We start from the raw sequence: 13,911 nt of genomic DNA, 5'->3' as shown, positions 1-13,911 counted from the left end.
GGCGTAGTAGGTGCTCCAGCCGCCGCCGTGGTCGATCTTGACCAGGTTGCCGTAGCCGTTGGTCGAGCCCTGGTGGGCGGAGATGACCACGGTGCCGGCCGCGGCGGCGACCACGGTGTCACCGCGATCGGCATCGGCGGTGCTGCCCCGGTTGAAGTCGATCTCGTACGACTTGTGCGCGCTGCTGTTGCTGGAGTTGCCCGTCCAGGTCTGGCCGCAGGGGAAGGGGAGCTGGAAGCTCGGCGCCGCCAGGGTGGAGACCGGAGGGACGTCCACCTGGTTGGCCGGGTTGCCCATCTCGCCCTCGTCCTCGGTGGAGGAGGAGGTCGGCGACGGAGACGGGGTCGGGGCGGCCCATGCCACCGCGATCGGACCGGTCGTGAGGCTGAAGAGCAGGGCGAACCCGGCCGTAAGCACCCCTCTGGTTCTCATGCGGATACCTTTCTGCGCGCGCCGGAGGGGCGATGCCCCGGCTGGCGCCGCGAATCTTGACCATTGACCTTGCAAAGCGCTCTTGCGGTGATCAAGATTGGGAGCCCCACGTACAAAGAACATCCAAAAGAGCTACAAAAGCCCTTCTACCTTGAACGCTGCACTCAACGGGTGTTCCGCAAGGGGCCCGGCGCAGGGGAACGCGCCGTCATGGTGGGTGAACAGCCCGTATTCGGCATGGACGTCTGCGGGCGGGGAGCGGAGGGCGGCGACGAGCGTGCCCGCGCGAGCGATTGCGGCGATGTCGGTCGTCCACACGCCCCTGCCGGCGAGCATGCGCCGGTCCACCAGCGCCGCGCGAACCCGCAACTCGACCACCACCCAGGCGATGAAGCCGACGGCGACGCCGATGTCGTTGACCACCACCTTCGCGACCCTGCCGCGAACCTGAGGTCGGCCATGAAGTGTCCTCCGGTCACCAGTTGACGGGCAGGGAGGGGACGCCGTCGATGCTCATGTCGTTCCTGAACCTGATGTCTCGGTCGGTGCGCAAGCAGCCGATGAGCGGGTGAGGTCGTCCGGTCAGCCCAGCGATGCGCTCGCCGCACGCAGCTCGGCCAGGGCCGCCAGGACGTACCCGGCGAGCTCGCGATTCATGGGGCCCATCGCGAGCGAGGCGCGCTCGAGACCGGCGGCGATCGCCTCGAGCGGGCCGGCGTCGCCGGGCGCCTCGGCGATTCCCTCGGCCGGCAGCCGGCTCAAGCTACGGTCGCGGGCATTCCAGGCCATCCAGTTGGCGATCGTGCCGCTCTGCCGGCGTCGTCGCCGGGGGTCGGGGGCGGGGACGCAGCACGGCATGGGCCAGCACGCCCAGGGCGCCCGCGACCAGCACGGACAGCGCCGCCAGCGTCGCGGACCGCCAGTCGCCGCCGTCCAGCGTGCCGAAGAAGACGGTGCCGGTGATCGTGCCGCCGAGCACGCCGCCGGTCTCCTGAACGGTTCCGAGCACCCCGGCCGCGGCTCCCGCCCGCTCGGGGCGTACGGCCGACAGCGCCGAGGAGAGCAGCGGCGACATGATCAGTCCCATCCCGGCTCCGACCACGAGGAGGGCCATGGCCACCTGGTACGGCTGCGCCGCGCGCGCCACGACGTCGTACAGGAGACACAGTCCGAGCAGCAGTACGGGCGCGCCGAAGCGTCCAGGGCGGAGGGAGGCGGCGAAGAAGCCCGCGTTGAGCGCGGTGCACACGGCTCCGGCGGTGAGCGGGTCGAGGCCGAGGCCGTCCTGCAGGTAGAGGGCGAGCACGAACGACAGCCCGGCCGAGGTGCCGAACAGCAGGGCCACGGCGACCAGGCCCCAGGCGAACGTCCGGTCCGTGAACACGTCGAGGTCGAGCAGCGGGATCCGCCCCCAGGTCGCCAGCCGCCGCTGACGGTGGACGAACGCGACCATCAGCGGGCCGGACGCGGCCAGGCACCACCAGGCCCACGGCGGCCAGCCCTGTTCGCGGCCCTCGATCAGGGGCAGCACGATCGCCACCTGCCCGGCGGTCACGAGCCCGGCCCCGCCCAGGTCGAGCCCGGCCCGGGGAGTGCGCGGTGCGACTCGCCGGGGCGGCGACGGCAGGGGCCGGGGTAGCAGGCGTCCCGTCATGGCCAGCGCCGCGGCGCCGACGGGTACGTTCACCAGGAAGCAGGCCCGCCAGCCGAGCCCCAGCGGATCGGTGGCCACCAGCACACCGCCGATGACCTGGCCGCCGACCCCGGCCAGGCCGACGGCCGTGCCGTACCAGCGGAAGGCCGTGGCCCGGTCGGCGCCCCGGTAGAGCTCCCCGATCAGCGTGAGGACCTGCGGCGCGAGCAGCGCCGCCGCGGCGCCCTGCGCGACCCTGGCGGCCACCAGCCAGGCCGCCTCGTCCGCGAGGCCGCACCCCGCCGACGCCAGCGTGAACAGCGCCAGCCCGGTGCGGAACATCCGCCGGTGCCCGTACAGGTCGCCGAGCCGCCCGGAGGTGATCAGCCCGGCCGCGTACGCCAGCCCGTACCCGGCGACCACGAACTGCACCGTGGCGTCACCGGCCCGCAGGTCGGCGCGGATGGACGGGACGGCCAGGTTCGCGACGAAGAAGTCCAGCGTGGTCACGAACACCGCGATCAGCAGCACGGGCAGTGCCGCCCAGCGGCGGGTAGTCATGAAGGGCTCCAGAGGACCGGGGGAGGGACGTCGGAAAGAACACCGCGGTGCGGCGATCGGTTGACCCTCACCCTGGGGCTGTGGAGTTATGGATTCCTTCGGATCGGCTACGGGTTGGCGTTCGAGCGTGCGTGCGAGACCTACCGTGGGCTGCCGGCCGCCGTACGCGCGGACATGGCCGGGGCGGACGGTTTCCAGAAGGCGAGCCGGTGCGGGCCACCACGGGCAGGGTGGGGAGAACGCCTGCCACGCTCAAGCGGCCAACGGCGGCTTCACCGCGGCCGGCATCGGCCGAGCCGGGGTGAAGGCGCTGGAACCGGACGCCGAGGCGCGCCCGGTCAGACGAGGCGGGTGACCGCGCCGGTGTCGATCGAGTAGTACGCGCCGATGACCTTGAGCTCGCCCTTGGCGATGCGAGGCGCGAAGAGCGTGTCCTTCTTGAGCTGCTTCACCACGTCGACGGTGTTGATGCGGATCATCTTGTCGACGTCGCCGCCCGAACGCGTGTAGGCCGAACGCAGGGCGGAGGCGATCGTGTTCAGCTCGCCGGGCAGCTTCTTGTGATCGTGCAGCGACTCCGCGGCGGCCGTGACGGCTCCGCAGCGCTGATGGCCGAGCACGACGACGAGCGGGGTGCCGAGTTCGGCCGGGCCGTACTCGGCGGCACCTGTCACCAGCGGGTCGATGGTCTGCCCGGCGGTGCGGACCACGAACAGGTCGCCCAGCCCGGTGTCGAAGACCAACTCGGGGGAGACCCGCGAGTCGATGCACGAGAAGACGACCGCGAACGGGTCCTGCTTCTGCGCGACCTCCTTGCGCCGGGCGGCGTCCTGGTGCGGGTGGGTGGCGGCGCCGTCCACCCAGCGGCGGTTGCCCTCGCGCAGGGTCGCCCAGGCCTGGTCCGGGGTGGCGGGAGGCTGGTCCGGCGCGGTCCCGTTCGCCGGTGGAGTGGTGCGGGCTAATACGGCGGTTCCCGCGGAGGCCGCCCCGGTCAGGAGGCCCCCGGTGAGGATGCCGGCGCGCAGGAGTGCCCGCCGGTTGATCATGTGATTTGGCATGGAACAGGAGTATGTGCCGCTCTCGTGTTGATGCGCCAGATTATGTAACGATCATCACAGCTCCGGGAACCTGGGCCCTGAGGTTCCCGGACACCGCCTGTGCCGATCGGCTCATTCGGGGGCGAGGTGGTAACGGGCGTGCGCAGTGGTGGCCCAGCTGAGGCGTCGCCGTCCTGCGGGAGCGCCGGGCAGCTCATGGACGGGGATCCGGCGGCCGTCGGTGACGATGAGCGGTGGGGTGGAGTCCGGGACTTCGACCACCACCTCCTCGACGTCGCCGACCGTGATCGTGGCGCCGGTGAGGGTGCCGTCGGTCCACGTGAGGTCGACGCGGTGGCCGCCACGGCAGCGGATGCCGCGTACGGATCCGGTGTGCCAGCTGGGTGGCAGCGTCTTGAGCAGGCCGATCAGCTGCTCGTGGCTCTGGACGAGCAGCTCGGTCATGCCCGCGACGGCGCCGAAGTTGCCGTCGATCTGGAAGATGTTGCCGCCCGGCCAGTTGGGGTGAGGGTGCAGGTCGAGAAGGGACTCGGAACTGAGCTCGTCCAGGAGGATCGAGATCGACCGCTCGGCGAGCTCGGCGTCGCGCAGGCGGGCGGCCAGGCACAGGATCCACGCCTGGCTCCAGCCCGTGTGGCCGCTGCCGTTCTCCAGCCGTGTGCGCAGCGCGCGCCGGGCGGCGTCGAAGTCGCGTGGAGTGCCGGATTCGGTGATGCGCGTGCCCGGATACAGGCCGTAGAGATGGGAGACGTGCCGGTGCCCGGGTTCGTGCGGGGACCGCTCGTCGTACCACTCCAGGAGCGCGCCGTCGTCGCCGACGGCGACCGGACGCAGCAGGGCCAGCGCCGAGCGGGCGCGCTCGGCGAGGGCGTCAGAGGCCAGCCGGGTGTAGCGGGTCAGCACCTCGCGGATGAGCTCCTGATCCATCGCCGCGCCCTCGGAGGTGGCGGCGTGGGAGTCCTCGACGAGGAAGCGGTGCTCCGGCGAGGTCGACGGGCTCATCACGAGCCGGCCGTTCTCGTCGGGGACGAGCAGGTCGAGGGCGAACTCGGTCGCGGCGCGCAGGACCGGGAGCGCGAGGTCGCCGTCACCGCCGTACTCCCGGTGATCCCACGCGTGGGCGGCCAGCCACAGCAGCCCGGAAGGCCAGGTGGTGAACCACGGTTCGCCGACCACGGGCGTGGTGAAGCGCCAGATGTCGGTGTTGTGGTGCACGGCTGATCCGGCGGCCCCGTAGTAGCGGTCCGCCGTGGTCGCGCCGGCGGTGACCAGGTCGCGGATCAGGTCCAGCATCGGTCCGTGCAACTCCTGCAGCCCTGTCGGCTCGGCGGGCCAGTAGTTCATCTCGACGTTGATGTTGGTGGTGTAGTTGCTGCTCCAGCCGGGGCGGACGTCGGCGTTCCAGATGCCTTGGAGGTTGGCGGCCTGGGTGCCCGGGCGCGAGCTGGAGATCAGCAGATAGCGGCCGTAGTGGTAGAAGAGCTCGGCGCGGGCGGCCTCCGGAGAGTCCGACAGGTCCAGGTCCACCCGGTCGAAGTAGCCCCGGTAGTCCTCGATGTGCCCGGCCCGCAGCTCCTGCGTGCTGCTGGTGAGCGCGGATGCGACATGCCCGCGCGCCTCCTCGGCGAGCGCCGCGAGATCGGCGCTGGGACGCTGGTCGAAGCCGCGGAAACCGCCGGCCGCCGAGGCGATGAGGCGGACCTCCCCGGAGGCGGTCCGCTGCAGCGCCACGGCGACGGCGAAGCCCATGCCGGCGGCGACCGTCCCGTCCTGGCCGGGCTCGTCGTCGGCGTAGACGGTCGCGGGGTGCCGGTCCACATAGTTGGGTACGACGTGCGCCGGCACCCTTCCCGTGGCCACCAGCCACCGGGCACCATCCGCGTCGAACTCGGACACGTGGACGCCGGGGTGGGGGCTGGTGAACGAAGGCAACGCGAGCGGGCCGTCACCGGTCGCCGACGCGACCAGGACGTTGGCGGGTGCCGAGACGAAGGCGGAGAGTTCGACCGGGCCGCTGTCGCCGTGGTAGCGCGTGGTGGCGATCGCATGGGCGAGGTCGAGCTCCCGGCCGTAGGCGTCGCCCCGGCTGCCGGCGGCGTAACACCAGTCCAGCCGGCCGAGCGGCTGGTAGGACTCGGTCCAACCGGGCCCCTGCATGCGCCTGGCCAGGGCGTCCGCCTGGAGGAAGTCGCCCTTGCGGATGACCTCCCGCAGCTCCGGAAGGAGCCTGCTGGGCGCGGGCCCCTCCTCGGCCGGCAACGGGCCACCTGACCACAGCGTGTCGAGGTTGAGGTCGAAGCGCTCGGTGCCGGCCCTGCCGTGGAGCATCGCGCCCAGGGCGCCGTTGCCCAGGGGGAAGCCGTCGTGGAAGTGGGCGGCGGGAGCGGGCAGCTGAATGAGGTGGCGTGCGGACATGGGATTCCCTCTGTGCCTATTGGCCCTGGTAGGCCTGCTGCTGAAGTTCGAGATAGCGGGGGAGGCCCAGATCGTTCAGGCCCTTGAGGTAGGCGTTCCAGGCGGCGTCGTCGTCGATGTTCTTCTGTCCGGTGACGAACTGCAGGCTGGACTGGGTGGCGGAGGTTTCGATGTTGGTCTGCAGGGTGGCCACCTCGCCGGCGACGTCCGGCGAGATCCAGACGTTCCAGTAGGGATAGATCTGGTCCTTCGGCTCCTTGCCCTCATACAGCTTGGTGGCGTCGAACAGCCTGCGCTCGTAACCGTCGGGGGAGTAGACGTCGGTCGACTGCACCTGCGCGTTCCTCGCCGAACTCTGTCGTACAGGAAGGCGTTCATGAAGTACGACAGCGGCGTGTCGGAGGTGCTGCCGCTGAGCGGGATCAGGATGAGCGGGTAGAGCTGCCAGCGACGGCGGAAGCTGCGGACCGCCTCCTGCTTCAGGGAACTCATGGCGCTTCCACGTGGCGGTAGGTCTCCACCGATCCGGGGTGCAGCCGGGAGAACCCGCCCATGTCCGAGCGGATCTGGTCGAGTGGCAGGCCGGTCACCAGGGGTGCCAACGCCCGCACCGCGGCGACCTGTACGTCGTTGCCGCGCCCGACCGTGAACGCCAGGCCGTACCCCTCCCGCCCCTCGCTGGTGCGGGTGGTGACGTAGGCGGCCGAATAGTCCGGCTCAGGGTTCATCGCATCCGAACCGTCGAGCTCCTGCGAGGTGGGGAAGCGGACGTCGACCGCCTCGATTGCTGTGATGACCTCTCGCGCATGGGTCATGCGGGCCCTCTTCCGCGTCTGACATGTGGAAGGCATCTCGTAGATATGGGATGTCTTTATAGCTCACCTTCCGCATCTGGTCTAGAGATGTAGCTGAAACGACCGGTTCATGCGAATTGGGACCCCAAGGCATGGGATGTCTTCGGTGGAGACATGGGATTACTGCTACTCTCCGGGCATGTCGCTGACCGACAAGGCCATCGCCCGGATCCGGGAGCTCATCCAGTCCTGCGAGCTGGCGCCCGGTTCGAAGCTGCCCCCAGAGCAGCAACTCGCGGCCGAACTGGGCGTGGGACGCAATCTGATGCGTGAGGCCGTACAGGCGCTCGTGGCCGCGCGCGTCCTCGAAGTACGGCGTGGCAGCGGCACCTACGTCACCAGCCTGGAGCCGCGCCTCCTCCTCCAGGAAGGCATCGCCGAGGCGGTCGAGCTGCTCCGGGGCGAGACCATGCTGGAGCTCACCGAAGTACGCCGCCCGAAATCTGGCTACGGGCGCACATCCAGGAGTGGCAGCCCGAGTGGCGCCCCGCCAACCAGAACCGTCACCCCGCCTGACGGCCACGAAGGCGAACATGATCACACGTCGTGGCCGTCCTTGGTCCGGGAGGTGGTTCGTGGTGAGCTGCTGTCGGATCTCAGGAGCAGGGCCAGCGCCCAGTCCTGATCGTTGGCCAGCGGGTCGGCTCGGTGGGCCGGTCGGCCGTCGACGCAACTGGGCATGATGAACGCGCACGTGGCATTGCCGTCGGTGGTGAAGTCGACGAGGTTCGCGGCGAAGATTGCGTCCGCCGTGCGACGGGTCTCTTCGTTCGCCAGTTCGTCAGGCAACTGCCGCAGCGCGACGGCGGTGAGGACGCTCCAGTAGTGCGGGAAGGTGTCGCCCCATTGCCGGTCGACGCCGAACCAGTAGCCGTCCCAGTGGCGGATGCCGATGTCCCGCAGCCGTACGTGCGGCTGCGGGCCGCCGAAGGCGCGCAGCCACCGAACAGCCGTCCGCAGGGCCGCGAGGAAGGAGTCGTCGGGCTGGAACGTGTACGCGATCGCGAGCAGGCTGACGAGCGGCGCGACCATTGACTGCTCGTAGGTGACCTCGTGGGCCGGCAGGTCGGTTCCAAGGTCGGCGAACCGGCGAGCGTGCCCGATCAACGCCTTGCGCAGCGAGGCCGCCCGTTCCAGGTCGCCCTCCTCCGAGAGGGCCGCCGCCACCGCGGCGATCGCCTCCGCGTGCCCGATCGAGAGGTGATCGGACGCCCCCAGCGCGTAGCCGGCCTCCAGCAACGACGCCGCGAAATCCAGATCCGCCGCGTCGCCGTAGAGGTCGAACTGGGTCTGGAAGAAGTGCGCCAGCCACGGGGTGTTGTAGAGCCGGAGCGGCTCGGTGCCCACTCTGGCGGTCCGTCCCACCGAGCCGTCCGGCCGCACGAGACGCCGGCGGGCGAAGCTGGCGAACCCGCGCAGGGCATCGTCGATCGCCGGCTGGTCGCCCCAGCCTCGGAGCCGGGCCTGCTGGAGCAGCACGGCCATGCCGACCCGCTCGCCCCCATGGCCCCAGTCCGGCCAGGCGTTCTCGGTCTGCCGCAGCCCGCTGCGGGTGTCAATGGGTACGAACGCGTGCCGATCCGGCTCAGGTCGCTCCTCCGGACGGTGGTCGCGCAGGATGCGCTTGATCCGAGCCTCGACCAGGTCACGCGTCGGCGCCAGGAAGGCGACCCCGGCCCGGCTCCGCCGCCCGTCACGCTCGAGATCGATGTACCTGACGCCGTGACGAGAAGCGACGACCCCGTCGCCGGTGACGCCGTCCCCGGGGACGAGCCGCACCCCGTCGGCGAGCTCCACCCGTAGGGCGTCGCCGGCCGGTGCGGTCAACGCCGGCAACATCGCCGGCGCGTCCGTGCCGTCGAGGAAGGTTTCGCGGCTGTCGTACCAGGCGATCTCCCAGGTCAGCGTGTATCTCTCGGCGGGCGCCAGCGTCAGGACCGGCTGTCCGCCGAACGCCTCCGGGTTCCGCGCATGGTCGGTGGGATGCACCAGGAGGTGCCCCCGGGCGTCCGAGGACGTGTGCCTGTTGCGGGACTCCACCGAGTACGCCCACAGGCTGCCTTCTCGTACGATCACGCCGAGCAGCGGCGCGGTCCCCGACATCGGCTCGGCGAGCAGCCATGACCACGCGCCTCCGGTGAACACGTGCGCATGGCAGCTGCGCGCCAGCGAGGTCGCCGCCCCGTCGTAGAGGTCGCGGATCGGCGTGTTGACGGCCAGCCCCGTGATGGCGATCTCGTGGTCGCCGGTGTTGGTCCACGTGTAGGTCTCGGTGAGATGCCCGTCGGCCGCCCGCCGGATGACTTCCAGCCCGAGCCCGGGAAGCGGCCGGTGCCGGGTTGTCACACCGTCGACGCGCCAGTCGAGGTCGACCGGGGAGGCCCAGCGGCCGGATCCCTCAGGAGTGATCACGAAACCGGCTCCCCAGGAGTGGTGGGGGCCGTGCCAGGCGTCCAGCGCCTCGTCCAGGAGATAGACCCGGCCAGGGTCGGCGGGGTGCTCGAACGACACCGGCGCGCCGTCCTGCCTCAGGAGGACGCTCCCCTCACCGAACTCGAACCTGCGCGTCACGTTCAACCCCAACACGAGGGCGATGACATTGGAGCGGCGCTCACGGAGCGCCCGGGCCCCCGCGTTGGGCTCGTACGTCAGGCGGGCGATCGCGTCCTCGACCCGTTTGCGCGTCTCCGGTGAGATGGAGCGTTTGCCGCTCATCACGTAGGAGACCGTGCTCTGTGATACCCCCGCGAGCGCCGCGACGTCCTTGCTGGTCGGCAAGGATCGATTACCCCGACGGCTCATGGTCAAAGCGTAACTGCTCCGCCGGACGGCCTCCAAGATCGACGTACCGGCGCGGCCGGCCTTCACGGCCGCAACGTGCTCATCCGCGCAGCCTCGATACTTAGCCCTTGCGCTAACTATTGCGGAACCGCCACACTTAGCCGCATGGCACAGTATTCGGTGCAGCTCGACGGGGTCTTCGTCGCCCTCGCCGACCCGACCCGGCGCGCCGTCGTCCGGCGCCTCGGCCACGGGCCCGCGAGCGTCGGCGATCTCGCCCGCGAGTTCCCGATGACCCTCCCCTCGTTCATGAAGCACGTACGGACGCTCGAATCGAACGGGCTCATCCGCACGGTCAAGTCCGGCCGGGTGCGCACCTGTGTGCTCAACCGCGAGCGGCTCGCCCTGGTCGACAACTGGCTCGCCGAGCAGCGCCGGATCTGGGAGGAACGCACCGACCGCCTCGAACGGTTCGTCACCGACCCGGAGGAGAACAGGCAGTGAATCCCGATCTCGACCTCGCTCTGGAACGGATCATCCGCGCCCCGCGCGCGATCGTGTGGAGTGCCTGGACGGACCCGTCCCGGCTTGAGCGGTGGTGGGTTCCGGCTCCGTCCCGCTGCCGGGTGGACCGCCTGGACCTGCGGCCCGGCGGGGCGTTCGTGACCCGGCTGAGCGACGGCGGGGCCGAGTTCGTCCCCCACCTGGACGCGTGCTTTCTCGCCGTGGACGAGCTCGAGCGGATCGTGTTCACCAACGCGATCGACAGCGCGTGGCGTCCCGCGAGCCCCGTCCCGGTCGCGATGACCGCCACGGTCACGCTGGACGACCATCCGGACGGCACGGACTACCGGATCGTCGTCCAGCACGGCGACCCCGAGGCCCGCGCCCATCACGACAAGCTCGGCTTCGCCGAGGGCTGGGGGACGGCCACCGCCCAGCTGGCCGCACTCGCCGAGGGCACGCCATGAAGATCACTCTCACCGAGTTCCTCACCCTCGACGGGGTCAGCCAGGGGCCCGGCTCGCCGGAAGAGGACACCAGCGACGGATTCACGCGTGGCGGCTGGCTCGTTCCCCACCTGGACGGGACGTTCGTCCGGCGCGCCTCCGACTGGCTCGACCTCGCCGACGGCCTGCTGCTCGGAAGGCGAACCTACGAGGCGTTCGCACGGGACTGGCCGAAGATCACCGACCCGGCCGACCCGTTCACGGAGCGGATGAACACCCTGCCGAAGTACGTCGTGACGAACACCCTCACCGAAGGCACCTGGAACCCCACGATCGTCCTCAAGGGCGACCCGGTCCACGCGGTCACCGAACTCAAGGCACGGCAAGGCCGGGAACTCCAGATCCACGGCAGCGCCCGCCTCGGCGACTCGCTGCTGTCGGCGGGCCTGATCGACACGCTCCGCCTCGTGGTCGCCCCCGCCGTCCTGCGGACCGGCCGACGGCTGCTGACCGGCATGGGCACCCCGTCCGGCCTCCGCCTGCTCCACCACGAGGCCACGCCGAACGGCCTGCTGCTCCTGGAGTACGAGGTGACCGGCCAAGCACGCCAGGGCGCATACGAGGGCGTCACCGCCTTCACATAGCCGGGGTCACGAGGGACAACAGGAAGGCCGTCACCCTGACGCCGCCTACGTCGCGGCGGCCCGGACGCCGAGGATGACGAGCACCACTGCCGACACCTTGCCGACCGCGCGCCTGAAGCGGGCCTTGCGCACGAGGTGCGCCCCTTGGTGGATGAGGGTCGTCCAGGTCAGCAGCCACACCGCCATCAGCAGGGCGTGGGCGGTGGCCAGGGTGAGGATCTGCCCGCCGATGGGACGGCCGGACTGGATGAACTGCGGGACCAGGGTCAGGTAGATGGAGGCGGCCTTCGGGTTGAGCACGTTCGCGAGCAGGGCTTGGGTGTAGACGGAGCCGGTCCGTTTCGGCTGAGGCGCGAGCGTGGCAGGTGGAGGCTGGGCGGTGCGGCGCCAGGTCCACAGCCCCAGGCCGACGAGGTAGGCCGCGCCGAGGAGTTTGACGACGGCGAAGGCCTGGCTGGAATGCATGACGAGCGCCGACAGGCCGGCGATGGCCAGGGTCGCGTGCGCGTACAGGCCGCTGACCGTACCGAGGACGACGGGGAGAGCCTGGCGGCGGCCGCCGGTCGTGACGTGCTGGATCAGCAGGGTCAGGCTGGCGCCCGGCGTGGCGATGAGGGGCAGGACCGCCAGCAGGAACGCGGCGACCGCGTACGGGTGGATCATGCCGGGAGCACGACGCGGTAGTGAGTGGTGAGGCGCAGGTCGTCGTCCAGGATGTGGAAGGCGAGGCCGGGCGGTTGCTCGCGGTCGGCGGGCTGGTCGCCCTCCCACGGCAGGCGCAGGGTCCAGGTGACAGCCGGTGCGACGATCAGGGGACGGCCGGCGAAGGTGGAGGCGGCCGCGGTGTGAGCGTGGCCGGTGAGCACGGCGACGACCTGGGGGTGGGCGCGGAGCAGCGCGGCCAGGTCGTCGGGCTCCTGTAGCCGCCCGGAGTCGGGCAACGGGTGGTGGAGTACGACGGGCGGTTGGTGGAAGGCGATCAGCGCGGGCGTGTCCGGGGCGAGCCCGTCGAGGGTGGTGCGCATCCACGCGAGAGTCTCGGGATCCAGGCGGCCCTCGTCATGGCCGGGGATGGTGGAGTCGCACATCAGGATGGCGGTGCCGGCGATGTGGTGCACCTGGTTGACGGGGCCGGGGCCGGCCGGCCGGCGCAGCAGTGCCTTGCGGTAGGCGGGGCGGACGTCGTGATTGCCGGGGCAGGCGAGCACCGGGAAGGGGGCGGCCAGGATCTCGGCGGCCTGCTCGTACTCGGCCTCCTCGCCGTGATCGGCGATGTCACCGGTGACCAGCAGGGCGTCGACCGGGCGGGGCAGGGCCCTCAGGTGGTCCATGACCAGGCTGGCGCGCCGGGTCGCCCTGTCGGTGCCGTCGAGGTGCAGGTCGCTGATCTGGGCCAGCAGCAACGTCATCGTGCGATCTCCCGCCAGTTCTCTAATGGTTAAATGAGATTTAGCGTTAGGACCATAAGGTATGAACAGGACGTAGGCAACCGGGAGGTTCGAGTGGAGCGCTGGCCGGCCCTGGAACTGGCGAGCACGATCCGTCACGACGGCAACGGCGGGGTCGCCGACGACCTGGCGAGCTTGCAGAGCGCGACCCGCTGGGTCCACCAGCAGGCCGAACTGCTGGCCGGCCACGTCGACCTGGCAGGGCTCACGATGGGCGAGGAGCTCAGGAGCGAGATCGTCGAGTTGCGCCGGGCCGTGCGGGCGCTGTTCGCGCAGGCGGTCAGCCCGGCGCCGCCCAGCCGGGCCGACGCCCATCGGCTGATGCCCGCCGAGCAGGCGCTGGCGCACCTCAACGCGGCGGCTGCCCGTGAGGCGATCGTCCCGCGACTCGACTGGCCCGAGGGCGGGACACCTCGTGCGGGAGTGCTGTCGGCCGAGCGCGACGCCGACGTCCGGCTGATCGCCGGCCTGGCGCGGGCTGCCATCGACTTCCTGAGCGGTCCGCAGCGTGAGCAGTTGCGGGCCTGCAACGCGCCGCGCTGCGTACGCTACTTCGTCAAGAGCCACGGGCGGCAGGAGTGGTGCAAGCCGTCATGCGGCAACCGCGCCCGGGCGGCACGCCACTACCAGCGTCACAACGCCACGGCCGCCCGAGACCTGCCCGCCTCTTCCCCGTGAATCGAATCGATCGGCCGTTCCTGAGTGATGCGACACGGCCGTCGACCCCCTCCTGGAGGGGTCTATTTCACCGACGTCGGCCTGACCGCCGGATCGTCAGCGACCCGGGAACTTCGAGAGAGCGACGTGGCGATGGTCGTGTCCGAAGAATCGATCGTTCCTCGACATGATCTGCGATGGGCGCTCAGCCCCGCTCGCCGGGGCGGTCGACGATCACCGATGCCAGTAGGGCCGTGCTGCACACGGTCTTGGGAACCCCCTCCTCGCGGGCTCCCTCGATCCAGTGGCGGTCACCCGTGACCTTGGCCAGCGGGTGCGTGCCTCTCGAACGGGTCGGCGAAGGCCTCCGGATCGCGCTCCGAGCGCCGTATCAGCTCGGCGTCATCGGCCCTGCCGGCTTCGTTGGCGATCATATGCTCCTCCCGTCCCTACGCATCGATTCGCCGGCTTTCGTCCG

16 protein-coding genes are annotated in these 13,911 nt (G+C 70.7%); 5 read left to right on the top strand and 11 right to left on the bottom strand.

Annotated elements, in window-relative coordinates; all coding sequences use genetic code 11:
• The 8 genes from ACFKCF_RS46770 to ACFKCF_RS46735 form a co-directional block, all read right to left on the bottom strand.
• Positions 1 to 432: peptidoglycan DD-metalloendopeptidase family protein (locus ACFKCF_RS46770; protein WP_394501840.1), on the bottom strand; the 432-nt coding region annotated here is incomplete at its 3' end.
• 132 nt (positions 433 to 564) lie between these two features.
• A complete protein-coding gene (locus ACFKCF_RS46765; RefSeq protein ID WP_394501839.1) occupies positions 565 to 858 on the bottom strand; it encodes a hypothetical protein in 294 nt (97 codons plus the stop codon).
• Positions 859 to 1,014: 156 nt separating this feature from the next.
• A complete protein-coding gene (locus tag ACFKCF_RS46760) occupies positions 1,015 to 1,221 on the bottom strand; it encodes a hypothetical protein (protein WP_394501838.1) in 207 nt (68 codons plus the stop codon).
• The gene (locus tag ACFKCF_RS46755; RefSeq protein WP_394501837.1) at positions 1,196 to 2,626 is read right to left on the bottom strand and encodes an MFS transporter; all 1,431 of its coding nucleotides are present in this window, start codon (positions 2,624 to 2,626) and stop codon (positions 1,196 to 1,198) included. The genes ACFKCF_RS46760 and ACFKCF_RS46755 overlap by 26 nt, the downstream gene beginning before the upstream one ends.
• Before the next feature lie 338 nt (positions 2,627 to 2,964).
• Positions 2,965 to 3,684 carry a carbonic anhydrase gene (locus ACFKCF_RS46750; protein ID WP_394501836.1) on the bottom strand — a complete coding sequence of 240 codons (720 nt, stop codon included), beginning with the start codon at positions 3,682 to 3,684 and terminating at the stop codon, positions 2,965 to 2,967.
• Positions 3,685 to 3,795: 111 nt separating this feature from the next.
• Positions 3,796 to 6,099 carry a glycosyl hydrolase family 95 catalytic domain-containing protein gene (locus tag ACFKCF_RS46745; protein ID WP_394501835.1) on the bottom strand — a complete coding sequence of 768 codons (2,304 nt, stop codon included), beginning with the start codon at positions 6,097 to 6,099 and terminating at the stop codon, positions 3,796 to 3,798.
• A gap of 16 nt (positions 6,100 to 6,115) precedes the next feature.
• Positions 6,116 to 6,433, bottom strand: a complete 318-nt coding sequence (locus tag ACFKCF_RS46740) for a hypothetical protein (protein WP_394501834.1) — start codon at positions 6,431 to 6,433, stop codon at positions 6,116 to 6,118.
• Between the two features lie 154 nt (positions 6,434 to 6,587).
• Positions 6,588 to 6,914 (bottom strand): hypothetical protein, encoded by a 327-nt coding sequence (locus tag ACFKCF_RS46735; RefSeq protein WP_394501833.1) that lies wholly within the window; start codon positions 6,912 to 6,914, stop codon positions 6,588 to 6,590.
• Positions 6,915 to 7,059: 145 nt separating this feature from the next.
• Here ACFKCF_RS46735 and ACFKCF_RS46730 point away from each other — a divergent pair, with 145 nt between their 5' ends.
• Positions 7,060 to 7,578 (top strand): FadR/GntR family transcriptional regulator, encoded by a 519-nt coding sequence (locus ACFKCF_RS46730; RefSeq protein ID WP_394501832.1) that lies wholly within the window; start codon positions 7,060 to 7,062, stop codon positions 7,576 to 7,578.
• Here the strand turns inward: ACFKCF_RS46730 and ACFKCF_RS46725 are convergent.
• The gene (locus ACFKCF_RS46725) at positions 7,491 to 9,731 is read right to left on the bottom strand and encodes a LacI family DNA-binding transcriptional regulator (RefSeq protein WP_394501831.1); all 2,241 of its coding nucleotides are present in this window, start codon (positions 9,729 to 9,731) and stop codon (positions 7,491 to 7,493) included. The genes ACFKCF_RS46730 and ACFKCF_RS46725 overlap by 88 nt on opposite strands.
• 168 nt (positions 9,732 to 9,899) lie before the next feature.
• Between ACFKCF_RS46725 and ACFKCF_RS46720 the strand changes: the two genes are divergently transcribed.
• The 3 genes from ACFKCF_RS46720 to ACFKCF_RS46710 are packed head-to-tail and all read left to right on the top strand — an operon-like array spanning position 9,900 to position 11,328.
• On the top strand, positions 9,900 to 10,238 hold the full coding sequence (locus tag ACFKCF_RS46720; RefSeq protein ID WP_394501830.1) for an ArsR/SmtB family transcription factor: 339 nt from the start codon (positions 9,900 to 9,902) through the stop codon (positions 10,236 to 10,238).
• The gene (locus ACFKCF_RS46715; RefSeq protein WP_394501829.1) at positions 10,235 to 10,705 is read left to right on the top strand and encodes an SRPBCC domain-containing protein; all 471 of its coding nucleotides are present in this window, start codon (positions 10,235 to 10,237) and stop codon (positions 10,703 to 10,705) included. The genes ACFKCF_RS46720 and ACFKCF_RS46715 overlap by 4 nt, the downstream gene beginning before the upstream one ends.
• A complete protein-coding gene (locus ACFKCF_RS46710) occupies positions 10,702 to 11,328 on the top strand; it encodes a dihydrofolate reductase family protein (RefSeq protein ID WP_394501828.1) in 627 nt (208 codons plus the stop codon). Before ACFKCF_RS46715 ends, ACFKCF_RS46710 begins: the two co-directional genes overlap by 4 nt.
• 45 nt (positions 11,329 to 11,373) lie before the next feature.
• Here ACFKCF_RS46710 and ACFKCF_RS46705 read toward each other — a convergent pair whose 3' ends face one another.
• Together ACFKCF_RS46705 and ACFKCF_RS46700 are read right to left on the bottom strand one after the other, a co-directional pair.
• On the bottom strand, positions 11,374 to 11,991 hold the full coding sequence (locus tag ACFKCF_RS46705; protein WP_394501827.1) for a LysE family translocator: 618 nt from the start codon (positions 11,989 to 11,991) through the stop codon (positions 11,374 to 11,376).
• Positions 11,988 to 12,737, bottom strand: coding sequence for a metallophosphoesterase (locus ACFKCF_RS46700; protein WP_394501826.1), 750 nt, complete (start codon positions 12,735 to 12,737; stop codon positions 11,988 to 11,990). The genes ACFKCF_RS46705 and ACFKCF_RS46700 overlap by 4 nt, the downstream gene beginning before the upstream one ends.
• 93 nt (positions 12,738 to 12,830) lie before the next feature.
• Here ACFKCF_RS46700 and ACFKCF_RS46695 point away from each other — a divergent pair, with 93 nt between their 5' ends.
• Positions 12,831 to 13,454, top strand: a complete 624-nt coding sequence (locus ACFKCF_RS46695) for a CGNR zinc finger domain-containing protein (RefSeq protein ID WP_394501825.1) — start codon at positions 12,831 to 12,833, stop codon at positions 13,452 to 13,454.
• The last annotated feature ends 457 nt before the right edge of the window (positions 13,455 to 13,911 follow it).

The organism is Nonomuraea sp. JJY05 (assembly GCF_043496855.1).
Classification (GTDB): Bacteria; Actinomycetota; Actinomycetes; order Streptosporangiales; family Streptosporangiaceae; genus Nonomuraea.
The sequence above is the reverse complement of the archived record's forward strand: the minus strand, read 5'-3'. Positions and strand labels throughout refer to the sequence as shown.